20 protein-coding genes and 1 riboswitch are annotated in these 23,165 nt (G+C 68.6%); of the genes, 14 read left to right on the top strand and 6 right to left on the bottom strand.

Going from position 1 to position 23,165, the window contains the following annotated elements; all coding sequences use genetic code 11:
* The first annotated feature begins 15 nt into the window (after positions 1-15).
* A complete protein-coding gene (locus ACNSTU_RS16690) occupies positions 16-591 on the top strand; it encodes a hypothetical protein (RefSeq protein WP_418212742.1) in 576 nt (191 codons plus the stop codon).
* Positions 592-691: 100 nt separating this feature from the next.
* Here the strand turns inward: ACNSTU_RS16690 and betA are convergent, their stop codons facing one another.
* From betA to betI, 3 genes are all read right to left on the bottom strand, one after another.
* Positions 692-2,383 (bottom strand): choline dehydrogenase, encoded by a 1,692-nt coding sequence (gene betA, locus ACNSTU_RS16685; protein WP_418212741.1) that lies wholly within the window; start codon positions 2,381-2,383, stop codon positions 692-694.
* A 75-nt stretch (positions 2,384-2,458) separates the two neighbouring features.
* Complete coding sequence (betB, locus tag ACNSTU_RS16680; RefSeq protein ID WP_418212740.1) at positions 2,459-3,922, bottom strand: betaine-aldehyde dehydrogenase; 1,464 nt, start codon at positions 3,920-3,922, stop codon at positions 2,459-2,461.
* Positions 3,915-4,517 (bottom strand): choline-responsive transcriptional repressor BetI, encoded by a 603-nt coding sequence (betI, locus tag ACNSTU_RS16675; RefSeq protein WP_418212739.1) that lies wholly within the window; start codon positions 4,515-4,517, stop codon positions 3,915-3,917. Before betI ends, betB begins: the two co-directional genes overlap by 8 nt.
* A gap of 190 nt (positions 4,518-4,707) precedes the next feature.
* On the opposite strand from betI, the gene choX reads away from it, so the two are divergent.
* Both choX and cobU read left to right on the top strand, forming a co-directional pair.
* Positions 4,708-5,655 carry a choline ABC transporter substrate-binding protein gene (gene choX / locus ACNSTU_RS16670; RefSeq protein WP_418212738.1) on the top strand — a complete coding sequence of 316 codons (948 nt, stop codon included), beginning with the start codon at positions 4,708-4,710 and terminating at the stop codon, positions 5,653-5,655.
* 99 nt (positions 5,656-5,754) lie between these two features.
* On the top strand, positions 5,755-6,279 hold the full coding sequence (cobU, locus tag ACNSTU_RS16665) for a bifunctional adenosylcobinamide kinase/adenosylcobinamide-phosphate guanylyltransferase (RefSeq protein WP_418212737.1): 525 nt from the start codon (positions 5,755-5,757) through the stop codon (positions 6,277-6,279).
* Positions 6,280-6,288: 9 nt separating this feature from the next.
* Here the strand turns inward: cobU and cobS are convergent, their stop codons facing one another.
* From cobS to cobT, 3 genes are read right to left on the bottom strand one after another with little or no spacing between them, the layout of a single operon-like run.
* Positions 6,289-7,044 carry an adenosylcobinamide-GDP ribazoletransferase gene (cobS, locus tag ACNSTU_RS16660; RefSeq protein ID WP_418212736.1) on the bottom strand — a complete coding sequence of 252 codons (756 nt, stop codon included), beginning with the start codon at positions 7,042-7,044 and terminating at the stop codon, positions 6,289-6,291.
* The gene (locus ACNSTU_RS16655; RefSeq protein ID WP_418212735.1) at positions 7,041-7,664 is read right to left on the bottom strand and encodes a histidine phosphatase family protein; all 624 of its coding nucleotides are present in this window, start codon (positions 7,662-7,664) and stop codon (positions 7,041-7,043) included. Before ACNSTU_RS16655 ends, cobS begins: the two co-directional genes overlap by 4 nt.
* On the bottom strand, positions 7,654-8,706 hold the full coding sequence (cobT, locus tag ACNSTU_RS16650) for a nicotinate-nucleotide--dimethylbenzimidazole phosphoribosyltransferase (protein WP_418212734.1): 1,053 nt from the start codon (positions 8,704-8,706) through the stop codon (positions 7,654-7,656). The genes ACNSTU_RS16655 and cobT overlap by 11 nt, the downstream gene beginning before the upstream one ends.
* Before the next feature lie 112 nt (positions 8,707-8,818).
* On the opposite strand from cobT, the gene cbiB reads away from it, so the two are divergent.
* From cbiB to cobO, 11 genes are all read left to right on the top strand, one after another.
* A complete protein-coding gene (gene cbiB / locus ACNSTU_RS16645; RefSeq protein WP_418212733.1) occupies positions 8,819-9,751 on the top strand; it encodes an adenosylcobinamide-phosphate synthase CbiB in 933 nt (310 codons plus the stop codon).
* The gene (cobD, locus tag ACNSTU_RS16640) at positions 9,724-10,710 is read left to right on the top strand and encodes a threonine-phosphate decarboxylase CobD (protein WP_418212732.1); all 987 of its coding nucleotides are present in this window, start codon (positions 9,724-9,726) and stop codon (positions 10,708-10,710) included. The genes cbiB and cobD overlap by 28 nt, the downstream gene beginning before the upstream one ends.
* Positions 10,711-10,733: 23 nt before the next feature.
* Positions 10,734-10,975: riboswitch (cobalamin riboswitch) on the top strand.
* A gap of 132 nt (positions 10,976-11,107) precedes the next feature.
* Positions 11,108-12,937, top strand: a complete 1,830-nt coding sequence (locus ACNSTU_RS16635; protein ID WP_418212731.1) for a TonB-dependent receptor domain-containing protein — start codon at positions 11,108-11,110, stop codon at positions 12,935-12,937.
* 6 nt (positions 12,938-12,943) lie between these two features.
* On the top strand, positions 12,944-17,401 hold the full coding sequence (locus ACNSTU_RS16630) for a cobaltochelatase subunit CobN (protein WP_418212757.1): 4,458 nt from the start codon (positions 12,944-12,946) through the stop codon (positions 17,399-17,401).
* A 206-nt stretch (positions 17,402-17,607) separates the two neighbouring features.
* Positions 17,608-18,054 carry a MotA/TolQ/ExbB proton channel family protein gene (locus ACNSTU_RS16625; protein ID WP_290636797.1) on the top strand — a complete coding sequence of 149 codons (447 nt, stop codon included), beginning with the start codon at positions 17,608-17,610 and terminating at the stop codon, positions 18,052-18,054.
* Complete coding sequence (locus ACNSTU_RS16620; RefSeq protein WP_290636798.1) at positions 18,051-18,350, top strand: DUF2149 domain-containing protein; 300 nt, start codon at positions 18,051-18,053, stop codon at positions 18,348-18,350. The genes ACNSTU_RS16625 and ACNSTU_RS16620 overlap by 4 nt, the downstream gene beginning before the upstream one ends.
* 4 nt (positions 18,351-18,354) lie before the next feature.
* Positions 18,355-19,266 carry a cobalamin-binding protein gene (locus ACNSTU_RS16615; protein WP_418212756.1) on the top strand — a complete coding sequence of 304 codons (912 nt, stop codon included), beginning with the start codon at positions 18,355-18,357 and terminating at the stop codon, positions 19,264-19,266.
* Positions 19,267-19,318: 52 nt separating this feature from the next.
* Positions 19,319-20,278, top strand: coding sequence for a FecCD family ABC transporter permease (locus tag ACNSTU_RS16610; RefSeq protein ID WP_290634154.1), 960 nt, complete (start codon positions 19,319-19,321; stop codon positions 20,276-20,278).
* Positions 20,278-21,096, top strand: a complete 819-nt coding sequence (locus ACNSTU_RS16605) for an ABC transporter ATP-binding protein (RefSeq protein WP_418212730.1) — start codon at positions 20,278-20,280, stop codon at positions 21,094-21,096. Before ACNSTU_RS16610 ends, ACNSTU_RS16605 begins: the two co-directional genes overlap by 1 nt.
* Complete coding sequence (locus ACNSTU_RS16600; protein ID WP_418212729.1) at positions 21,093-22,424, top strand: cobyrinate a,c-diamide synthase; 1,332 nt, start codon at positions 21,093-21,095, stop codon at positions 22,422-22,424. The genes ACNSTU_RS16605 and ACNSTU_RS16600 overlap by 4 nt, the downstream gene beginning before the upstream one ends.
* Positions 22,417-23,028: a cob(I)yrinic acid a,c-diamide adenosyltransferase gene (gene cobO, locus ACNSTU_RS16595; protein WP_418212728.1), complete on the top strand. Its 612-nt coding sequence runs from the start codon at positions 22,417-22,419 to the stop codon at positions 23,026-23,028. The genes ACNSTU_RS16600 and cobO overlap by 8 nt, the downstream gene beginning before the upstream one ends.
* The last annotated feature ends 137 nt before the right edge of the window (positions 23,029-23,165 follow it).

Genomic DNA, 23,165 nt, shown 5'->3' with positions numbered 1-23,165 from the left:
AAATGGAGCAAGACAATGATGAGAAAAATGCTGGGGTGTGCTGCCCTGATTGGAGCAGTGGCGCCGGGAATCGCTGGCGCGCAGGACATCAGTTACAACTATGTTGACGGCGGCCTCGCTCTCTACCCGAGCGCTGACAACAGTCAGGACTTCGCCGGCCTGGATGCCAATGGCCGCTTCGCCGTCACGGACGACGTGTTCGTTCTTGGCGGTTTTCAGTACCTGACTGACGATATCGATTACACGGCGTTTCACGTGGGTGGCGGCTATCGGTTCGCCATCGACCCCGACACGGACATGTGGGGCGGCCTGACCATCGAATACCAAGAGTTCGACTGGCCCGGCAGCCAGGCATTCGGAGTCGGCTCTTTCGACGACACCAGCCTGGGGCTGCGCGGTGGCGTGCGGCACCGGCTGAATCAGGATCTGGAGCTGAGCGGCGAGGTGCGAATCGTCACGGGCGACCTGGATTATGTCGGCTTCCGGGGCACGGTGCAGTACTTCCTGCAGGAGGATCTGGGCCTAGTGGGTTCCGTGGATATCTTCGACGGCAACCTCGGGCTAATCGGTGGGGCCCGGGTCTCCTTCTAGCACGGGCGGGGTGGTGCTGCCTTGTCAGGCAGCCGGTCCCGAAATCAGCTGCCGGGCCGACCTTCCTGGTGAGCCCGGCAGTGCTCGCTTCTCAAGCTGATCACCCCACCGACCGCTCCGGCTCGCCCTCGCGCTGACGGGTCTCCCGGTCCGCCGGCTGATACCAGGGCTGCTGGTCCACGAGCGTCCGGCGACCGCGGATGGCGTCCGCGATCTTCTCGGCGATCATGATGGTGGGCGCGTTCAGGTTGCCGCTGGCGATCCGCGGCATGATCGAAGCGTCCACCACGCGCAGGCCGTCCACGCCGTGGACGCGGCCCTCGCCGTCCACGACGGCGTCCGGATCATCGGCCGTTCCCATCCGGCAGGTGCACGACGGGTGATAGGCGCTCTCGCCGTGCTGGCGGACGAACGCGTCGAGCTGCGCGTCCGTGGTCACCTCGGGGCCGGGCGAAAGCTCTTCGGCACGGAAGTCGTCCATCGGCGCCTGGGCCATGATTTCACGGGTCAGACGGATGCTCTGGCGCATCTCGTGGCGATCGCGCTCGGTGCTCATGTAGTTGAACAGAATGCGCGGCGCCTGATGCGGGTCGGCGCTGGTCAGTGTGACCGAGCCCCGGCTCTCCGGGCGCATCGGTCCCACGTGGGCCTGAAAGCCGTGGCGCTGCTGGGTGGTCTTGCCATCGTAGGTCACCGCCATGGGCAGGAAGTGGTACTGCAGATTGGGGTGCTCCACGCCGGCGTCGCTGCGGATGAAGCCGCCCGACTCGAAATGGTTGGTGGCGCCCAGACCGGTGCGCTTGAGCAACCACTCGGCCCCGATCATGGCCTTGTTCCACGGCTTGAGGGCGCTGAAGAGAGTGATGGGCTGCTTGCAGGCGTACTGGACGTAGATCTCCAGATGGTCCTGCAGGTTCTGCCCCACGCCGGGCCGGTCGGCGACCACGTCGATGCCGTGCTCGCGGAGGTGAGCGGCCGGGCCGATGCCGGAGAGCATCAGCGTCTGGGGCGAGTTGATCGCGCCGGCGCACAGGAGCACTTCGCGATCGGCTTGAATCACCGTGGTATTGCCCCGGTGCTCCACCTCCACGCCGATGGCGCGCTCACCCGCGGTGATCACCCGCCGGGTGAACGCCCGTGTGCGCACGGTCAGGTTTGGCCGCTTCATGACCGGCCGGAGGTAGCCGTTCGCCGTGCTCCAGCGCCAGCCGTCCTTGGTGGTGCGGAACATCGGACCGAAGCCCTCCTGGCAGTAGCCGTTCATGTCTTCGGTACGGGGGTAGCCCGCGGCGACGCCGGCCTCAACGAATGCGCCGTAGAGCGGATTCTTCATTTCACCGGTGGTCACATGCAGCGGCCCACCCGCGCCATGGTAGGCGTTCTCGCCCTGATCGAAATCCTCCGCGCGGCGGAAATAGGGGAGGCAGTGGCGGTATTCCCAGCCGTCCAGGCCGAAGTCCTTCGCCCAGTTCTCGTAATCCAAAGCATGCCCGCGCACGTAAGCCATGCCGTTGATGGAGCTTGAGCCCCCGAGCACCCGGCCACGCGGGCAGTACATGGCCCGGTTGTCCATGTGCGGGTCCGGCTCGCTATGGTAGTACCAGTTGTACTTGTCGTCGGCGAGCGGATAGGCGAACGCCGAGGGCATGTGGATGAACAGGCTGCGGTCCATGGGGCCGGCCTCCAGCAGCAGCACGGAGACGTCCGCGTCCTCGGTCAGCCGGTGGGCCAGCACGGCGCCGGCCGAACCGGCACCCACGATGATGTAGTCGAAATGTTCTTCGCTCGCCATGGCGATGGCTCCGCTCTGTCGATACGCAACGGCGCTAGCCGCCCCACACCGGGGCGGCTGGCCCGTGAGGGGGTTTCAGTAGGGGGCGTCCACCGCGCCAGACGCCACGAACACGCTCTTGAGGCGCGTGTAGTGGGTCAGCGCGTGGCGGCTGTTCTCCCGGCCAATACCGGACTGCTTCACGCCACCGAAAGGCATCTCGATGGGCGTGAGGTTGTAGTGGTTGACCCAGCAGGTGCCGGCATCCAGAGCCGCCACGACGCGGTGGGCGCGCGTGAGATCCCGCGTGAACACGCCGGCCGCCAGCCCGTAATCGGTGGCATTGGCGCGTCGGATGACGTCGTCCTCGTCACGGAACGACAGCACCGACATGACCGGGCCGAAGATCTCCTCGCGCACGATGGTCATGTCGTCACGGCAGCCGCTGAAGATCGTGGGCGCGACAAAGCAGCCGGCCTCGCAGCCCGGTACCGTCACCCGCTCGCCGCCGGTGATCAGGGTGGCGCCCTCGGCCTTGCCCTTGTCGATGTAATCGAGCACTTGCTCACCGTGCTCCGGCGAGATCATGGCCCCCACATCGGTGGCCGGGTCCGCAGGGTCGCCCACCCGGAGTTTCTCGGTGCGCGTACGCAGCCGCTCGAGAAAGTCGTCAATGACGTTCTCGTGCACGAACACGCGGGTGCCGTTGGTGCAGATCTCCCCCTGGGTGTAGAAATTGCCGAGCAGGGCGCCACCGACGGCGTCGTCAAGGCTGGCGTCGTCCCAGACGATCAGTGGCGACTTGCCGCCCAGCTCCATGGTCACCGCCTTCAGGGTGTCGGCCGCGTCACGCATGACGGCCTTGCCGGTGCCCACTTCGCCGGTGAGGGACACCTTGGCAATGCCGGGATGGCGCACCAGCGCCTGCCCCGTCTCGGCGAACCCGTGGACCACGTTGAACACGCCGTCCGGCAGGCCGGCCTCGCGGAACAACTCCGCAAGACGCACGGCGGAAAGCGGCGTGAGCTCCGCCGGTTTAAAGATCATGGCGTTGCCCGCGGCCAGCGCCGGGGCGGATTTCCAGCAGGCGATCTGCAGCGGGTAGTTCCAGGCACCAATGCCCGCACACACGCCCAGCGGTTCCGGGCGCGTGTAGAAGAATCCACCGTCCACGTCCTGGTATTCGCCCTGCAGCGACGCGGCCTGACCGGCGAAGTACTCCAGACAGTCGGCGCCGGAGTCCACATCCGCCTCCGGGGTTTCCGCGATGGGCTTGCCGCCGTCCAGGCATTCCAGTTGCGCCAGCTCCTGCCGGTTGGCGCGCAACAGCTCGGCGGTGCGCTGGAGCACCCGCCCCCGGGCGGTACCGGTCATGGCAGCCCACTCACGCTGGCCGGCGCGCGCGGCCGCGACAGCGCGCTCCACGTCGTCCGCATCCGCCAGCGCCACCCGCGCCAGCACGGCGCCCGTGGCGGGGTTGCGGGTTTCGAACCGGCCACCGGCCGCGGCGTCCACGGGCTGGCCGCCAATCCACAGCAGACGGTCGTCAAACTCAGGCATCCGTCGTCTCCGTTGTCCGTATTGCGAGTTGCGTCGTGAGGTAGTCGCGCGCCAGTGCGCGGGCCTCGGCCACGTTCAGCCCACCCGTGCGCAGCATGGCGCGCAGCCACAGGCCATCGATCATCACGGCCAGGCCGGTGGCCATCTGCTCCGCTTCGTCCTCGTCGACCAACTGCCGCAGGCTGTAGAGCAGGTTGCTCTTGAGCCGGTTGGTGACCACGCGCTGGACGCGCGCCAGCTCCGGCCGGTGGTTGACCTGTCCCCAGAACGCGAGCCAAGCGCTGACAACCGCGGGGCTGGACTGGGACTCGGCGAAGTTGGCGTCGATGACGGCCAGCAGCCGCTCGCGGGGATCGCTCACACCCTGAAGCCGCCGGCTGAACTCGGCGCCCAGCGCACGCGCCAGATGCCGGAACGTGGCGTGCAGCAGGCCGGACTTGTCACCGAAGTAGTGCGCCACCAGCCCGGGCGACGCACCCGCGCGCTTGGCAACGCGCGATAGCGTTGTGCCCTGCAGGCCTTCCTCATGGATGATCTGAACCGTCGCTTCAATGAACTGCAGCTGCCGGATCGGCTCCATCCCACGCTTCGGCATGTGGCTCTACTCCCCGTCAAACGGGCCCCGAACGGCCCTGATTGCTGACTGGACAGCAGTCTATTTGATATTAATTGATTATTCAATTAAAGTTAATTCGGCATCGGTTGATCGGCAACGTGCTCCGTCAACCGGCCCCTTTCCAATACGCGCCGCCCGACGGGCGCGTTCAAGCGCGGAGGTAACCATCATGAGAAACGGAATCATCGGCATCGCCACGGCCACGGCCCTGGGCATGGCCGCCACATCTGCCCACGCCGGCGATGCGGCGGAGTGCAGCGAAGTCAGTTTCGCCAACGTCGAATGGACCGGGGAGTCCATGACCACCCACATGGCTGCCATGGTGCTGGAGACGCTGGGCTATGAAACGGAGGTGACCTCCGCCTCGGTACCCATCTCCTTCGAGGCCGTGGCCAGCGGTGAGCGCGACGCCTTCATGGGCCTGTGGCTGCCCACCCAGGAGAGCATGGTGCGCCCGCACCTGGACTCCGGCGACATGGAGAAGCTGGTAGCCAACCTCGAGGGCGCCAAGTACACCCTGGCCGTGCCCGACTACGTCTATGAGGCGGGCGTCCAGAGCTTCGAGGATCTGGCCGAGCATGCGGACGCGTTCGACTCCCGCATCTACGGCATCGAAGCGGGTAACGATGGCAACGAGATCATCCTCGACATGATCGACGACAACGCCTTCGACCTCGGCGACTGGCAGCTCATGGAATCCTCCGAGGCGGGCATGCTCACCCAGGTCGAGCGCGCCACCCGCAACGAGGACTGGGTGGTCTTCCTCGGCTGGGCACCTCACCCCATGAACCACAACCTGGACATGGAGTACCTGGAAGGGGGCGATGACTACTTCGGCCCCAACCTGGGCGAAGCCACGGTCTACACGGTCATCAACTCCGGCTATCAGGACCGCTGCCCCAACGCCGCGCAGCTGCTCGAGCAGTTCACGCTCACCGTGGACGAGCGCAACGAGGGCGAGTCCTACATCATGGACGACGGCATGGACTACCGGGACGCCGCCACCAAGCTCATCGAGAACAATCCGGAGCTGCTGGAGCGCTGGCTCGATGGAGTCACGACCAAAGACGGCGAGGACGACGCCCTGGAGACTGCCCGGGACGCCTTCGGCGTTTGATCAGGACCGGATCTGATCCTGGTCTCCAAGGGGCCCGGCCATGTGCCGGGCCCTTTTCGTTGACACGCCGCATCCCGGTTCCCTGCTATGATCCGGCCCATGCAACATTGTCTCGTGACTGGTGGCATCCGCTCCGGCAAGAGCGCCCTGGCCGAACGGCTGGTGGCGGCGAGCGCCGGGCCCGTCTGCTATATCGCCACCGCCCGTTCAGGGGATGGCGAAATGGCCGAGCGGATTCATCGCCACCAGCAGCGGCGACCGTCCACCTGGGCGCTCGTGGAGGAACCCCGGGCACTCGGCACAGCGCTGGACAACCTGGCCGCGGACGACGCGCCCACGCTACTGGTGGACTGCATGAGCCTGTGGCTGGGACAGATGCTGGGCGAGGACGACGAAACTGCCTGGCCCTCCGAGCGCGATGCCTTTCTGGCGTCGCTGGCCCGCTACCCGGGGCGGGCAGTGATCGTCAGCAACGAGGTGGGACTGGGCATCATCGGCATGGATCCGCTGACGCGCCGTTTCGCGGACGAGTTGGGCTGGCTGAATCAGTCGCTGGCGGAACGGTGCGACACCGTGGTGATGGCCGTAGCCGGCCTGCCGCACGTGCTCAAGGGTGAGATCTGAGGAAGAGCCCTACGCGCCGATCACCATCGCGCTCGCCACCAGCAGCACCGCCGCCTCGGTCATCTCCAGCAACGCACCGGCGGTATCGCCGGTGAACCCGCCCAGCAACCGCCGCATCAGCCACACGCCCAGCCACAGCACCGCGACGGCGGTGAGCACCATGCCCAGACCGGCCCAACCGGCCAGCACCAGACTGACCACAACACCGGCAGCGAGCATCACCGTGAGCTGAGGGCCGGCCAGATGCCGGGCACCCGCTTCACCCAACCCGCCAGCGCGGACGTAAGGCAACAGGGGGAACAGCAGCGCGCAGCCGCCCCGGGCGAGCATGGGAGCGAGCACCAGGGCGGCCCAGCCGCCCGGGGCATCCAGCAGCGCCGCCACCGCCGCCACCTTGGCCAGCAGCACCAGCACTACCGCGACCACGCCCGCCGGCCCGCAGGCGGGATCCTTCATAATAGTGAGCATGCGCTCACGGTCGCCGTGGCCGCCGAGCCAGGCGTCCGCCGAGTCCGCCAGCCCGTCCAGGTGCAGGGCACCCGTCACCCCAGCCAGCGCCGCGACCACCACCACGGCGGCCGGCAGCGGCGGCATGCCCGCCACTCCGAGCAACCAGGCCAGCACGGCGAGCCCCACACCCAGCGCCAGCCCCACCAGCGGATAGGCCGCCACGGCCACGCCCTGATCCCGCTCGTCGAGCGCCTCGGGGAGGCGGACGGGAATCCGCGTGAGGAACACCGTCGCCAACAGCAGGCCGCGGATCATGGCGGGCCCTCACCATGGGCCATGAGGCAACTGAGCAGCCCGTGGTCGGTGCGGTCCATGCGCACGCGGCTGCGGCAGGCGTAGGGCACGTGCAGCCCGGCCATGAGTCGCCCGGGTGGCACGTCCAGCACGCAGGCGAGCAGCATGCGGATCACGCCACCATGGGCGACCACGAGGATACGCTGGCCCCAGAGCGCATGCACCCAGTGGTGCCAGCCCCGGGCAACGCGGCCGTGGAAGGCGCTCAGCGCCTCGCCACCCGGCGGTGGATTCGCCTCGCCGTCGGACCAGAACGCCGCCAGGCGATCACCGTCCCGGGCAAGAATCTCCTCGGCCTTCATGCCCTCCCAGCGGCCGAAGGAGATCTCCTTGAAATCGGACTCAACATGCAGGGGAATGCCGCGTTCGTCGGCGATTGCATGGGCAAATGCGCGGCAACGCAGCAGCGGCGAGGTGACGACCACGTCCCAGTGATCCCGGGACTCCAAAGCGGCACGCATCTGCTCCCAGCCCACATGGCTCAGCGGGTCGTCCCGATGGCCACGGTACCGCTGCCCGCCCTCGGGCTGGCCGTGGCGAATCAGGTCGACCCAGGTGGACCGCGTGTCTTCAACCACCATCGCTGACACCTGCCGATTCAAACGTGGCCATCTCGCCATGGAGGCGGCAGGCGGCCTGCAGCAGCGGAACGGCGGTCGCCGCGCCACTGCCCTCGCCCAGGCGCATGCCGAGATCGAGCAGGGGCTCCGCGTCCAGTGCCCGCAGCACGGCGTCGTGGCCCGCCTCCGCCGACCGGTGGGAGAAATGCAGCCACGCGGCCACGTCGGGGGTATGACGCACCGCCACCAGTGCGGCAACACTGACGATGAACCCGTCCACGAGCACCGGCACACCGCGGCAGGCCGCCCCGCGGATGGCGCCGGCGAGGGCAGCGATCTCCAGCCCGCCCAGGGAGGCGAGCACGGCCAGCGGCGAGCCATCATTCCCGTGACGATCCAGGGCAGCGGCCACCACGCGACGCTTGCGGGTCAGCCCGTCGTCGTCCAGCCCGGTGCCGCGCCCGACCAGCTCTTCGGGCGACGCGCCGAGCAGGGCGCAGGCCACCGCCGCGGCGGCCGTGGTGTTGCCGATGCCCATGTCGCCACCAATGAACAACTCTGCGCCGGCATCTTGGGCACGGCCCGCCGCCGCATCGCCCAGCTCCAGGGCCCGATCCCTCTGGCTCGGGCTCATGGCGGGCTCATGGACGGCGTTCGCGGTGCCGGGCATGACCGGCTCATCGCGAACGCCCGCGAGGGCCTGCAGGGACGTCACCGTGCCCGCGTTCACCACTTCCAGGGTTGCGTTCAGGTGGCGCGCCAGCACGCTGATTGCCGCACCGCCGGCGGCAAAGTTCTGCACCATCTGGGCGGTGACTGCCTGCGGGAACGCGGACACGCCCTCGTCACAGACACCGTGATCGCCCGCAAACACAGTGATCCAAACCCGCTCCAGGGCGGGCCGCGGCACTCCCTGCTGGGCTGCCAGGCGTACGGCCGCCGTCTCCAGCCGGCCCAGTGATCCCGGCGGCTTGGTCAGCTGTATCTGCCGCTGCCAGGCCGTGTCCGCAGCGCCCGCATCGGGGGCAGGAATCGGCGCGTCCCAAGGCGTGTTGATGGTCATGACAGGCACGTCCCCGCTGTGTATCAAGGGCACCGGATGTTCGGCCCGCCCCTGACGGGTGTCAACCCGGGGTATACACTGGCCGGCTTCGCCACGTTGTCACGAGGACGTCTTGCTCGCCGCGTTTGTCTGTATCGGTGCCATTATCATGGATGCGCTGCTGGGAGAGCCCCGGCGGCTGCATCCGCTGGTGTTGTTCGGGGCGCTGGCGGCTGCCGTCGAGCGCCGTTTCAACCGGAACCAGCAAGGCAGCATCGCGGCCGGGCTGGTGGCGGCCGGCCTGCTGGTGGTACCGCCCGTTGTCCTTGCCGCCGCGCTCGCCTTCGTGCTGCCGCCCATGGTGCTGCTGGCGCTGGAGTTCCTGGTGCTGTATCTGGCGATAGGCCTGCGCAGTCTGGCGGATCACGCCCGCGCCGTCGCCACACCGCTGATCCACGGCGACCTCGCCCGCGCCCGCACCGCCGTCGGCGCCATGGTCAGCCGCGATACCCGGGCGCTGGACCACCAGGGAGTCGCCGGTGCGGCGTCCGAGTCGGTTCTCGAGAATGGCGCCGATGCCGTCTTCGCCAGCCTGTTCTGGTATCTGGTCGCGGGACTGCCGGGGGTGATCCTGCACCGTCTGGTGAACACACTGGACGCCATGTGGGGTTATCGAACCCCGCGCTACCTGTTGTTCGGCCGCGTGGTCGCACGGCTCGACGATGCGCTCAACTGGATACCGGCGCGCCTGACGGCGCTGGCCTACGCTGCCTCGGGCCGCACCGCAACGGCGCTGGCCTGCTGGTTTCGCCAGGCCGGCGCATGGGAGAGCCCCAATGCCGGGCCGGTCATGGCCGCGGGCGCCGGTGCCCTTGGTGTCACCCTCGGCGGAGCCGCGCCCTATCGTGACGGCTGGCGGGAACGGCCACCCCTGGGCGAAGGCCCGCCGCCGGACAGCGCCACCATCGACGCCGCGGTCGTGCTGGTGCGCCGCGCGGTCTTCTGCTGGCTGGGCGTCATTGTGCTTGGAGGCATCGCATGGTCCCTGATCACGGCGGCAGGCTGAATCGCGCCGCAGCCACATACGGCATCCCACCGGAACACTGGCTGGACCTCTCCACCGGCATCAACCCGTGGCCCTGGCCCGTGCCGGAGCTGCCCCAGTCGGTGTGGCAGCGCCTTCCCGAGGCGGACGACGACCTGCCAGCGATCGCGAAGGCGTGGGCGGGCGCCCCATCTGCGGCCGGCTGCGTCGCCACGGCCGGCTCCCAGGCGGTCATCCAGGCGCTGCCAAGGCTGCGGGCGCCCTGCCGAGTCGGCGTGCCCGACCCCGGCTATGCGGAACACGCGTGGTGGTGGCGCCAACAGGGCCATGCGGTCATTCCCGTGCCGCACGACGACGTGGATGCTCACCTGGATCACCTGGACGTGCTGGTCTGGATCCACCCCAACAACCCCACCGGGCTCACCGTCCCCGCGGAGCGGCTACTGCAATGGCACCACCGCCTGCAGGCACGCGACGGCTGGCTGGTTGTGGACGAAGCCTTCATCGACCCCACACCGGAACACAGCGTGGCCTTCGCCACCGGTGCGGACGGTCTGCTGGTCATGCGTTCCCTGGGCAAGTTCTTCGGCCTGGCCGGGCTGCGGGGCGGCTTTCTGTTCGGCCCGGAGCCGCTCTGCGACCGCCTCGACACCCTGCTTGGCCCCTGGGCCGTGAGCCATCCCGCACGCTGGCTCATGCGCCACGCGCTGGCCGATCGCGCCTGGCAGGAGGCCAACCGCGGGCGTCTCGACGCCGGTGCGGCGGCACTGGACCGGGTACTCCGCCGCCACGGGCTGACGCCCGCCGGGGGCACCGGCCTGTTCCGCTACTGTCCGCACGCCGACGCGGCCGCGCTGCAGGATCGTCTCGCCCGCGAGGGCATCCTGGTGCGGCTGTTCCGGGAGCCGGCGGCGCTGCGCCTCGGCCTCGCCCCGGATGAGGCGGCGCTGGCACGGCTCGATGCCGCCCTGTCGATTTGACTCCCCGCAGCCCCCTTGCTAGCTTCACTGGCCTCCCTGCAGGTGTCCCGTGCGGCAGCAACCGGCTGTCACGGGATGAAACGGGAAGTCGGTACCGGCCCGCCTCACGGCACGCGGCCCCATTCCGACGCTGCCCCCGCAACGGTGTTTGAGTCAACGGCGGCCACGCAGCCACTGTGCATGAGGCACGGGAAGGCGGTCGCCAAGGGATGAACCCTCACCCCGCTCATCAGCCCGTAGACCGGCCTGCCGGGTAAGCCGCGCGTTGCGGAGGGCGACGCACAGGCCGGCAGACTCCGCGTTTCGTCCCGCCGCCCTGTGGAATCACCCCCGCTGCGCGCCACCAATCGATAACCACATGAAGTCCGTGCGGGTGGCACGGCGAAAGGGGACAACCATGTACTTCAACAAGCCTGCAGCCGCGGCCGCCGTGGCCGTGTGTCTGGCGCCTCTGAGCGCCTCGGGGGACGACCCGATCCAGCTCAACCCGCTGGTGGTGACACCGACGCTCTCCGCCCAGACCGTGGACGAAAGCCTCAGTTCGGTCACTGTCATCGACCGCGAGAAGCTCGATCGCGAACAGCCCCGTGCCCTAACGGACGCACTGCGCGGGCAGCCCGGATTCGATTTCATCTCCAACGGCTCCTTCGGCAAGAACACAAGCGTGTACACCCGCGGCACCGGCAGCGAATCGACAGTGCTGTTGATTGACGGCATCCGCATCCGCTCCGCCACCAGCGGCGACGCACCGTGGCAATTCATTCCCCCGCAGCTGCTTGATAGGGTGGAGCATGTGCGCGGACCGCGCTCCAGCCTCTACGGCGCTGACGCCGTGGGCGGCGTGATGCAAGGGTTCACGCCGGACGGGCGTGACCGAGACCAGCACTGGATCCAGGGCGGTGCCGGCTCCCACGGCTCGCACGAGTATGGCGCCGGATTCGCCGGTAGCAGCGGGGGCACGGCCTGGAGCCTCGGCGCCAACCACTTCCACACCGACGGCACCGCGATCCGTGATGGAGGGGACGACAAGGGCTTCTACAACACCTCCGGACTGGGACGCATCAGCCACACATTCGATAACGGCGCCGAGTTGGGACTGCTGGGGTTCCGAGCCCAGGGCCATACCGAGTTCGATGGTGGCGAAACGGATTTTGTAGCCCAGACAGTGGGTGCCAACACCAGCGTCCCGGTGACCCGAAACTGGGTCTCCCGCCTGCAACTCACCGAGGGGCGCAATGAGGAAGAAACCCTCCAGGGGGGCAGCCAATCCGTATTCGACACCCGAACACGAACGGCCCGCCTGGATAACACCATCTTTCACGGCAGCAATGAACTGATCATCGGGGGCGAGTTCCAGCGCGACGAAGTGGAGAGCACCACCGACTTCGAAGAAGACCGCCGCGACAACCGGGCGGCGTTCGCCCAGTATCTGGTGAACCTGGGCGACGCCGACATCCAGCTCAGCAGCCGCTTCGACAGCAACGAGGCCTTCGGTGACCACGTCACCGGCTCCATTGCCATGGGGCAACGGCTGGATAACCACCATCGGATCCGCCTGAGTTACGGCACCGCGTTCCGGGCACCTACGTTCAACGATCTCTATTTTCCAGGTTTCGGGAACCCAAACATCGGGCCCGAACGCTCCCAGACCGCAGAGATAGGCTTCCGGGGGCAATATCTTGATGGGTTTTGGGACGTGGCTCTATTCCAGAAGTTCGTGGACAACCTGATCCAGGTCACCGGAACTGGCCCAGAGAACGTCGATCGTGCCCGTATCCAGGGTGTAGAAGTCGCCGCCGGGACTAGAGTCGGTCCATGGGATGTAAGGACATCGGGGACTCTCATGGATCCCAGAGTACGAAGCAGCGAAGGTGGTGAGCGTGACGGAAACCGCCTAAGTCGTCGTGCAGCCGCCAGCGCGCGTCTGGACGTAGATCGCTCGTTTGGAAGCTTCTCGGCCGGCGTATCTGGAGTTGCAGTCGGTGACCGGTACAACGACGGCGACAACGACGACCGCCTATCCAGCTTCGGTCTACTGAATCTACGCGCTGGGTGGGAATTCGCCCGCAACTGGTCCGCCCGACTCACCATAGACAACTTGTTTGATGAAGACTATGCCACTGCCCGTTCGACCTGCGGCGCTTTCTCCCCGCCCGACTGTACTGACTTCGACTACCAGAACGCCGGCCGCACGGCCTTTCTCAGTGTCCGTTACGGGAACCGATAAATGATGATGCGATTCAGCGTGCTACTGCTGGCGCTGCTGCTGCCAGGGATTGCCTCCGCCGCCACCATCGTCGGCATCGTCTCCGACCGATCGGCGGGTGAAGTCGCCGCAGGCGCGCACGCGTTCCTGGAGGCCCACCCGGATCACGAGGTCGTGCTGCGCACGCCGGACCAGCTTGCGGACAAATCGGACCGTGAAGTGGCGGCCCTCTGGGCCGAGGCGGACGCGGTGCTGCTCGCCGCCGTGTTCGGGGACCAGGTGGGGCGTCTGGAACGGCTGCTGCGTGAACACCCGCCGGCACACGATGCGCCGCTGCTTGCCATCAACAGCGACCGGCGCATCACCCGGCTGTCACGCCTGGACGGTCAGCGGGTGCTGGATGACCTGGCGGACGAACAGATCACCGACCTGGCGGCCAACCCGGATACCGGCGTGGACCCGCGCGAGCACCTGGCGGAACGGCGTGACGCATTCCCCGAGCAGGACGCCTGGCTCGAAGGGCGGGCGTTCTACCAGGGGCGCAGCCCCGAGCACATCGACGGCCTGTTCCGCTGGCTACTGGCGCAGGCGGGCCACGCCATGGATGTCCCCGAGCCGCGGCCGCGGGACCCGGTGCGCTACTACCGCCACGGCGAGGCCAGCGCCGATCCGGCGGACATGAACCTGGAAGAGGGGCCGGTGGTGGGTCTGCTGGACATGGACTCCGGCGACCGGCCGGGCGACCGCGCCCTGCTGGATGCCACCTGCGAGGCGCTGGAGGAGCGCGGCATCCAGTGTTTCGCCGTGCTGGCGCGCTGGGGCGGTGCCAGCCTGGAAGCCGTTGGCACCATGGCCCACCGCGCCGCGCCAGCCGATCTCACCGCCATCATCAGCATGCAGTACTTCACCGTCGGCGGCGGCGAGAAACGCCGGGCGGTAACCGAAGCGTTCCGCGCCCTGGACGTGCCCGTCATCAAGGGGATCCGCCTCAGCGGCACCACCGAGGCCGAGTGGCAGCTCACCGAAGAGGGCATCCCGTGGGACTCCGTCCACTACCAGCTCGCGATGCCGGAGCTTCAGGGCGTGAGTCAGCCTCACGTCCTGTCCGTGGCGCAGCCCCCGGAGATCGACACCGCCACCGGAGTCAAGCTCACGCTGACCCGCCCCGTGAACGAGCGCATCACCGCGCTGGCGGACCGGCTGCAGCGCTGGGAGCGGCTGCAACGCCTGGACAACGCCGACAAGAACGTGGCACTGGTCTACTACAACCACCCGCCCGGCCGTCACAACGTCGGCGCCGACAAGCTGGACGTGCCGGAATCCCTGTTCGAGATGCTCCAGCAGTTGAAGGCGGCCGGCTACGACACCGGTGAACTGCCGGAGAGCGCGGACGCCCTGCACGACAGGATCCAGGAGCGCGGCATCAACCTGATGGAGAACGCGGAAGAGCTCCAGGCCATGGCCGGCAACGTGCCGTCGCTGAGCCACGAGCAGTATCTCGACTACTTCACGACGCTACCCGAATCCATCCAGGCGGAGCTGGAGAACGGGCCGGTCGGCTATCTCCACGCCCGTCTGACGGAGGCCGAACGGGACGACCACATCGGCCTCGGTGAGCGTCTGCTGGAGCGCGGCATTGACGATCTCCGGCACATGCTGGAGAACCACGAGCACAGCGCCCAGAACCGGGCGCTGGATCTGCTGGAGCAGTACCAGCACGGCTGGAAGCAGATCCTGAGCGGCGGCGGCGATCCCGACGAAGTGGAGAGCATCCGCAACGCCCTGATCCGCACCGGGATTCCGGGCCTCACGGGCTGGGGCGAGGCGCCGGGCGAAGCCATGGTCATGGACGGGGCAATGCACTTCCCCGGCGTCCGCTTCGGTAACGTCTTCATCGGTCCGCAGCCGCCCCGGGGCTGGGAAGTGAGCGAGGCGCTGCTGCACGCCAACACCACCTTTCCGCCCACCCACCAATACGTGGGCTTCTACCACTGGCTGCGGGACCACTTCGAAGCGGACGCCCTGGTCTACGTGGGCCGTCACTCCACCCGGGAATTCCTGCCGCGTCGCCGCGCCGGGCTCGCTGAGGACGACTACCCGGAGATCCTGGGCGGCGACCTGCCGGTGATCTACCCCTACATCGTCGACGGCGTGGGCGAAGGGATCCAGGCCAAGCGGCGCGCCATGGGCATCATGATCAGCCACCTCACCCCGGCGCTGGAGGCCACCGAACTCTACGACGAACTCCTGGAGCTGCGCCAGCTGGTAGAGACCTACGAGGCGGCCACGGACCCTGAGTCACCCACCCGGACGCGGGCGGCGGAGACCCTGCGTGAGCGCATCCGCGACCTGGACATGACCGAAGAGATCCGCCACGAACTGGAGCACGGACACGATCACGGGCACGACCATGCCCACGATCACGCCGAGGACGGTCACGGCGAGGATCATCACGACACGCACGACGATGATCCTCATCATGACGACGACCACCACGAGCACGCCCACGAGCACGAGCACGACCATGGGCACGACCACGGCGACCTTCCCTCCGACCTGGACGACATCGACTCCGATCTGCTCGTGCACGAGGTGGGCCACTACGTGACCCACATGCAGGAGCAGTTCATGCCCATCGGGCTGCACGTCTTCGGCCGCGACTGGGACGACGAGGCGGTGGAGACCATGCTGGCATCCATGGCCGGCGACGATCCCATCGAGGACGCCTGGCGCCAGGACCTCAAGGCCTCCCCGGGCAACGAGATGGACAACTTCCTGGCGGCACTGGACGGGCGGTTCGTGCCGCCGGGCCGGGGCAACGACCCGGTCCGGACCCCGGCGGTGCTGCCCACGGGCCGCAACTTCCACGCACTCTCCGGTGACCTTGTGCCGACGCGGGTTGCCTGGTCCCTGGGTCAGGAGCTCGCGCGGGACGCCCGCGAGCGCGGCGATCCGGAGGCCGAGGGCTCCGAGGCCATCGTCCTGTGGGCCTCGGATACGGTCCGTGACGAGGGCGTGATGGTCGCCTTCGGTCTGGACGTGCTGGGGGTACGCCCCAAGTGGAACTCCCGGGGCATCGTCGAGGGCCTGGAACGTAAGCCGCTGGAGGATCGCAACCGCCGGCGGGACGCCCTGTTCACCACCTCCGGCCTGTTCCGCGATCTCTACGAAGATCAGCTCGTGTGGCTGGACCAGGCGGTACGCGTGGCCCTTGATGGCGCCTCCGAAACCATCCGCGAGCAGCATCCGCAGCTCGACGGCGCCCTGGACGAGGCCCTGCGACCGCTGTCCGAGGATCTGCGCGACCCGGGTAATGAGACTCTGGAAGAAAACGATGTCGCCGCCCGCTGGGTGGCGGACACCCGCGAGCTGGTGGACAACGGCGCCACCCCGGAAGAGGCGGGCCGCGATGCCGCCCTGCGCGTCTTCGGCACGGCGCCCGGTGCCTACGGCGCCGGCGTCAACCGACTGGCCGAACGCTCCGGCGCCTGGGAGGACCGCAGTGAGCTGGCCGCGGCCTACAGCCGGCGCATGGGTCACGCCTACGGCGCGGAAGCCAGTGGTCAGGCCGCCCACGACGCCTTCGAGACGCGGCTGCGCTCCGTCGGGCGGACCTATCTTGGTCGCGCCAGCCACGTCTATGGGCTGCTGGACAACGACGACGGCTTCGACTTCCAGGGCGGGCTGTCCCTGGCCGTGGAAACGCTCACCGGCCAGGCCCCGGACAACCGGGTACTGCAGCACGCCGACGTGGACAACGTCCGGGTCGAGTCGCTTCAGCGGGCCCTGCTGGGCGAACTGCGCCGGCAGAACCTCAACCCGCAGTGGCTCGAGCCGCTCATGGACCACGGCTACGCCGGGGCCCGCACCATGGCCGCCGACTTCATGGACAACCTCTGGGGCTGGCAGGTCACCAGCCCGGAGGTGGTGCGCTCCTGGGTCTGGGACGAAGTCCACGACGTGTACTTCCAGGACAGCCACGGCATCGGCCTGGACGACTTCCTCGAGGAGGATCACAACGTCCATGTGAAGACCCATATGCAGGCCATCAGCCTGGTGGCCGCGCACCGGGAGTTCTGGGACGCGGACGACGCCGTCATCAACGCCCTGGCCGAAGACTTCGCCGAACTGGTGGTGGAGCACGGCCTGCCGGGCGGTGGCCACACCCGGCCCGACCACCCGACCATGGACTGGGTGTCGGAGCGGCTCAGTGAAGAGGAGCTGCAGGCCAGCTTCGACGGCATGCGTGCCGCCGCGCAGATGGACCGGGCCGAACAGGCCATGGGCCCGGCCACGGTCGCTGAGGTGGACATCACCGACGAGCTGGCCGAAGCGGCCGACGACGCAGCCGAGGACCGGGACCAGGGCGAAGAGGACGCCGGCGACGAGGCCGCCGAGGGCGGGTTCATCCTGCTCCCGTGGATCGTGGCAGCCGCGGCGCTGCTCCTGCTGGCCGGGGGAATCGCCGCGGGCCGGCGGCTGTAACCCAAGGGTCGCGACTGACGTCGCTCCTACGGGCGCCCGTACGTCCGCAGGGTGGACCTTCAGGTCCACCTTCGATGAAACGGGCTCGACTGGTGGACCTGAAGGTCCACCCTACGGTGCTCTGACGCCCCTGGCGGGCGTGCAGAACGCACAGGTAGGAGCGACGTGAGTCGCGACCACCGCAACACGCATCAACGAGGCAAACGATGTTCACATCGGCAACACTGGAAATCATGGACGCCGTGGTCGGCTGGCTGCTGGAGCCGGTGATCATCGCGCTGCTGGCCCTGGTGGCCCTGGCCCTCTGGGAGCTGGGCCTCGCGCTGGGCGAGCGCACCGGCGGCCTGCGGCGCATGGAGGCGAAAGGTGATGCACAGGCCGTCGCGCGCCGTGCGCAGCGCCGTATCGACCGCGCCGACCTGCTGGCACGGGTGGGGCCGATGCTCGGCCTCATGGGCACGCTGATTCCCCTCGGGCCGGGTCTGGCGGCGCTGGGGCGGGGCGAGCTGGATGTCCTGGCCCAGGCCGTCACCGTGGCCTTCAACACCACCGTTCTGGGGCTGCTGGTCGGCATTCTCGGATTTCTCATCGGCCGGCTGCGGCGGCGCTGGTACGACGCCGCCATGGAGCGGCTCGAAGGGGCGCAGTCGTGAGCATCCCCGCCTACCGCCGCAGCCGCTTCGACGCCGGCGACGACGACCCCATGGGGCCGCTGGCCAACCTGGCGGATATCATGCTCGTCTTCGCCGTCGGGCTGATGGTCGCCCTGGCCGCATCCAGCGACGGGCTGGAACAGACCAGCGAAGGCGGCGTCGATGTTGACGCCGGCCGGGAACTGCCCGACGTGCCGGACGGCGCCGGCGAGGCGGGCAGCGGCTACGAATCCGTGGGCCAGGTCTACCGTGATCCGGAAACCGGACGGCTGATCATGATCGGAGGAGAGGATTGAAATGATCGCAACCACCACAGCGCGCACCCCGCTGCGCATCCTGGCCGGCCTGGCCGTCACGGGCATCCTTGGCCCGTGGCAGGTCATCGCGGCGGACGAGCCCTGCGTCACAGACGACGCCGACCGGGAGGTCTGCCTCGACGCCCCGGCGGAGCGCATTGTCTCTCTGTCGCCCGGCGCCACGGAGCTGCTGTTCGCCGCCGGTGCCGGCGACGCCGTGGTGGGCGCGGTGAGCTACAGCGACTACCCCCCGGAGGCCGAAGAGGTCCCGCGCGTCGGCAGCTACAAGCGTCTAGACATGGAAACGCTGCTCGCCCGCGAGCCCGATCTGATCGTCGGCTGGATCACCGGCAATCCCTCGGAACAACTGGAGCGCCTCCAGGAACTGGGCGTACCGCTCTATCTCTCCGAACCACGGGAGCTGGACGACATCGCCAGCACGCTGGAACGCCTCGGCGTGCTGACCGGCACCGCCGGCCATGCCGCCGATGAGGCAACCGCGTTCCGAGACGCCATCGACGGCATCCGTGATGAGTACGCCGACGCCGAGCCGGTGCGCGTGTTCTACCAGGTCTGGGACGACCCGCTCATGACCGTCAACGACGCCCACCTCATCAGCCAGGCGGCCGCACTGTGCGGCGGTGACAACGTCTTCGGCGAACTGGGCAGCCTGACCCCGCGCATCGACACCGAATCGGTACTCGACCGCGACCCCGAGGCCATTGTCGCCGGCGGCATGGGCGAGGCGGACGAAACCTGGCTGGAGCCGTGGCGCGGGTACGACAGCCTGACCGCGACCCGGCGCGACAATCTGTTCTTCGTACCCCCCTCCAGCATCCAGCGGCCCACGCCGCGGGTGGCGGAAGGCAGCCGCATTCTCTGCGAACAGCTGGAGAGGGCCCGTGAGCGCCGCTGACGGCGGCGTATCACCAACGGCGGCGCCCAGTGCGGGCATCGGCGTCGGGCGTCTGATCCCACCGCTGCTGGTGCTGCTGGTGATTGCACTGGCCTCGGTGCTGATCGCCGTCGCCATCGGCAGCGTGCACATCCCGCCCGCCGAGCTGTGGGCGGTGTTCACCGGTGACGGCTCCCCCCTGCACCGGACGCTGGTACTGGAGTTGCGCGCCCCGCGCGCCCTGGCCGCGTTCGCCGTGGGCGGGCTGCTGGCGGTCGCCGGAGCTCTGATGCAGGTCCTGCTGCGCAACCCGCTGGCCGATCCCTACGTGCTCGGCCTCTCGGGCGGGGCCGCGGTGGGTGCACTGGCCTCCATGCTGCTTGGCATGGGCGCCGCCGTGGTATCCGGGTCAGCGTTCATCGGCGCGTTGCTGTCCACCGTGCTTGTCTTCGGCCTCGCCCACGGCACCGGCAGCTGGACGCCCACGCGGCTGCTGCTCACCGGCGTGGTGGTGGCGGCCGGCTGGGGCGCGGTGATCACCTTCATGCTCGCAGTGGGCCCCACGGAACAGTTGCCAGGCATGCTGTACTGGCTCATGGGCGATCTCACCTACGCGCGCACGCCATGGGTCGCCTTCGCCGTACTGCTGGGCACCTGCCTGCTGGTGCTGCCGCTGGGCCGCAGCCTCAACGTGCTGGCACGCGGGCCGCTCCAGGCCGCCGCCCTGGGCGTACCGGTACGGGCGCTGGAGTGGTCCATCTACATCGGCGCCAGCCTGATCACCGCCGTCGCGGTGACCACCGCCGGCAGTATCGGTTTCGTCGGCCTGGTAGTGCCGCACATGCTGCGCCTGGTTCTGGGCAACGACCAGCGCCTGATCCTGCCCGCCGCGGCGCTGGCCGGGGGCGCGCTGCTGGCACTTGCGGATACGCTGGCACGGACCATGATTGCCCCCGAGCAGCTTCCGGTCGGCGTCATTACCGCGCTGCTGGGGGTGCCCACATTCCTTTATCTGCTCTACCGGAGCCGTTGATGACCACGCTGAGCACGCGCAATCTGGTGATCGACATCCCGGAACGGGCGGCTGGCACGGCGCTGGATCTGACCATCGCACCGGGCCAGATCTGGGGTGTGCTGGGGCCCAACGGCGCCGGCAAGACCACGCTGCTGCACACCCTTGCCGGACTGCGGGCGCCACGGCTCGGCAACGTGCTTCTGGACGGCGAAGCGCTCCGCGGCCAGCGTCGCAAGCGCGTGGCCCGCGCCCTCGCCGTGGTCTTCCAGGAGCGGCAGGACGGCTTTCCGGCCACGGTGCTGGAGACGGTGCTGATCGGCCGTCACCCCTACCTGGCGCCCTGGGACATGGAAACCGCCGACGACGTCACCATCGCCCGCCGGGCGCTCACGCGCATGGAACTGGACGGCCTGGAGTCGAGGCTGGTGAGTACACTCTCCGGCGGCGAGCGCCAGCGCGTTGCCATCGCCACCGCACTGGCCCAGACCCCCGATCTCTGGCTGGCCGACGAGCCCACCAACCACCTGGACCTGCGCCACCAGGTGGCGGTCATGAACCTGCTGCGCGACGAAGCAGACGCCGGCCGGGGCGTTTTCCTCTGCCTGCACGACATCAACCTGGCGGCGCGCTGGTGTGACCACCTGCTGCTGCTCTACCCGGACGGCGAGGCCTGCTGGGGCCCCACCGAACGTATGCTGGTCCCGGAGGCGCTGGAGCGTCTCTACCGCCAGCCGCTGGCCCGGGCCGAGGTGGACGGCGCCCAGGTGTTCGTTCCCACCGGTGCGGGTACCATCCCGCCCGCGCGCCCCGAATCCCACGGGAGACCCGATGCATGAGTAAAGAATCCATCCGAGGAGCGGCACCGGCGTCGCTGATCAGCGCGCCCGGTTCCGGCTCCGGAAAATCCATGATCACCGCCGCGCTCGCAAGGCTGCACCGAAACGCCGGTCGCGACGTGCGCGTATTCAAGTACGGCCCCGACTACCTGGACCCGATGGTACTGGAGCGCGCCTCCGGCAATCCGGTCTACCAGCTCCACTCGTGGATGACCGGCATGGCGGAGTGCCGCTGGCGGCTGGCCCAGGCCGCCGCGGAAGCCGATCTGGTGCTGGTGGAGGGATCCATGGGCCTGTTCGACGGCGATCCCTGCAGTGCCGACCTGGCCGCGACCGCCGGCCTGCCGGTGGTGCCGGTAATCGATGCCAGCGGCATGGGCCAGACCTTCGCCGCCGTGGCCCTGGGGCTGGACCTCTACCGCGACGATGTCCACCTCTCCGGCGTCATTGCCAACCGCACCGGCAGCACCGGTCACGGCAGGATGCTGGCCGAGGCCCTGCCCGAACGCATGCCGCTGCTGGGCGCCGTGCAGCGCAACGCCTCGCTGCACGTCCCGGACCGCCACCTGGGCCTGGTTCAGGCGGGCGAGGTGGCGGACCTGGACGAGCGCCTGGATGCCGCCGCCGAGGTACTGCGGGAAGCGGGGCTGGACACCCTGCCGGCCACCGTGGAACTGGCCGGAGAGGCGCCGCCGGCGCCGCCGCGCCTGCTGGAGGGGATGCGGATCGCCGTGGCCCGGGACGCCGCCTTCGCCTTCATCTACCGCGCCAACCTGGAGCTGCTCGTCGCCATGGGCGCCGAGGTGGTCGAGTTCTCGCCGCTGGCGGATCAGGCCCTGCCCGCCTGTGACGCCCTGTGGCTGCCGGGTGGCTATCCGGAGCTGCACGCCCGCCAGCTCGCGGACAACCTGCCCATGCTGCTGGCGATCCGCGCCCATCACGCGGAGGGCAAGCCGATTCTCGCCGAATGCGGCGGGCTGATGGCGTGCATGGACACCCTCACCGACGGCGAGGGGGACAGCCACCGCATGCTCGGCCTGCTTCCGGGAAGGGCAGTGATGGCCGGCAAGCTCACCGGACTCGGCCTTCAGTCCCTGACCCTTGCCAGGGGCGAGCTGCGGGGGCACACCTTCCATCACTCGCGGCTGGAGACGGAGCTGGAGCCCGCCGCCCGCACCGTGCGCAACCGCACCGGCACCGCCGGCGAGGCCGTCTACCGCAGCGGCGCGTTGACCGCCAGCTACTACCACGCCTATTTTCCGTCCGCGCCAGAGGCCGCAGCCGCCCTGTTCCGCGGCACCGCACTGGAGGAGCTCGACCATGCGTGAAAACGCCAAGGACCCGGAGCGCCATGCCGCGCGCATGGCGAAGAAGAAGCGCGCCATCGACGAGCGCATCGCCAGGGCCCAGGAGGACAAGGGCGTGCTGCTGGTGCTCACCGGCCCCGGCAAGGGCAAGAGCAGCTCCGGCTTCGGCATGGTCGCCCGGGCGCTTGGCCACGGCATGAAGGTGGGGATCGTGCAGTTCATCAAGGGCGCCTTCGTCACCGGCGAAGACCGCTTCTTCCGCGATCACCCGAACGTCACCTATCACGTCATGGGAGAGGGCTACACCTGGGACACCCAGGACCGGGCCCGGGACGAGGAAGCCGCCGGCGCCGCCTGGGAGCAGGCCGCCGCCATGCTGAAGGACCCGGACTACGGGCTGGTGCTGCTGGATGAGCTCAACATCGCCCTGCGCTACGAGTACCTGGATCTGGACCGCGTCCTGGACGACCTCATTGCTCGCCCGGAGATGCAGCACGCCGTGGTCACCGGCCGCAACGCCAAGCAGGAACTCATCGACATCGCCGACACCGTCACCGAGATGCAGGTGGTGAAACACGCCTTCAAGGACGGCGGCGTGCGGGCGCAGAAGGGCGTCGAGCTCTGACGTGGGAGAAGTAGATACCGTCTTGCCGGTCAAGCTGTAGTCCCGCGTAGGGCGGACCTTCAGGTCCGCCATCCCAAGGCATTTCCATGCCGGTTGGTCATCAGGTCAACGCGGGGTCGTAAGGGCGCTGGTTTTTG

It is taken from the genome of Aquisalimonas sp. APHAB1-3, assembly GCF_048323695.1.
In the GTDB taxonomy this organism is placed as follows: Bacteria; Pseudomonadota; Gammaproteobacteria; order Nitrococcales; family Aquisalimonadaceae; genus Aquisalimonas.
The sequence above is the reverse complement of the archived record's forward strand: the minus strand, read 5'-3'. Positions and strand labels throughout refer to the sequence as shown.

Coding starts and splice junctions, on each gene's coding strand:
- ACNSTU_RS16690 (WP_418212742.1), top strand. CDS start 16: ATGATGAGAAAAATGCTGGGGTGTGCTGCCCTGATTGGAGCAGTGGCG.
- betA (WP_418212741.1), bottom strand. CDS start 2,383: ATGGCGAGCGAAGAACATTTCGACTACATCATCGTGGGTGCCGGTTCG.
- betB (WP_418212740.1), bottom strand. CDS start 3,922: ATGCCTGAGTTTGACGACCGTCTGCTGTGGATTGGCGGCCAGCCCGTG.
- betI (WP_418212739.1), bottom strand. CDS start 4,517: ATGCCGAAGCGTGGGATGGAGCCGATCCGGCAGCTGCAGTTCATTGAA.
- choX (WP_418212738.1), top strand. CDS start 4,708: ATGAGAAACGGAATCATCGGCATCGCCACGGCCACGGCCCTGGGCATG.
- cobU (WP_418212737.1), top strand. CDS start 5,755: ATGCAACATTGTCTCGTGACTGGTGGCATCCGCTCCGGCAAGAGCGCC.
- cobS (WP_418212736.1), bottom strand. CDS start 7,044: ATGATCCGCGGCCTGCTGTTGGCGACGGTGTTCCTCACGCGGATTCCC.
- ACNSTU_RS16655 (WP_418212735.1), bottom strand. CDS start 7,664: ATGGTGGTTGAAGACACGCGGTCCACCTGGGTCGACCTGATTCGCCAC.
- cobT (WP_418212734.1), bottom strand. CDS start 8,706: ATGACCATCAACACGCCTTGGGACGCGCCGATTCCTGCCCCCGATGCG.
- cobD (WP_418212732.1), top strand. CDS start 9,724: ATGGTCCCTGATCACGGCGGCAGGCTGAATCGCGCCGCAGCCACATAC.
- ACNSTU_RS16635 (WP_418212731.1), top strand. CDS start 11,108: ATGTACTTCAACAAGCCTGCAGCCGCGGCCGCCGTGGCCGTGTGTCTG.
- ACNSTU_RS16630 (WP_418212757.1), top strand. CDS start 12,944: ATGCGATTCAGCGTGCTACTGCTGGCGCTGCTGCTGCCAGGGATTGCC.
- ACNSTU_RS16625 (WP_290636797.1), top strand. CDS start 17,608: ATGTTCACATCGGCAACACTGGAAATCATGGACGCCGTGGTCGGCTGG.
- ACNSTU_RS16605 (WP_418212730.1), top strand. CDS start 20,278: ATGACCACGCTGAGCACGCGCAATCTGGTGATCGACATCCCGGAACGG.
- ACNSTU_RS16600 (WP_418212729.1), top strand. CDS start 21,093: ATGAGTAAAGAATCCATCCGAGGAGCGGCACCGGCGTCGCTGATCAGC.
- cobO (WP_418212728.1), top strand. CDS start 22,417: ATGCGTGAAAACGCCAAGGACCCGGAGCGCCATGCCGCGCGCATGGCG.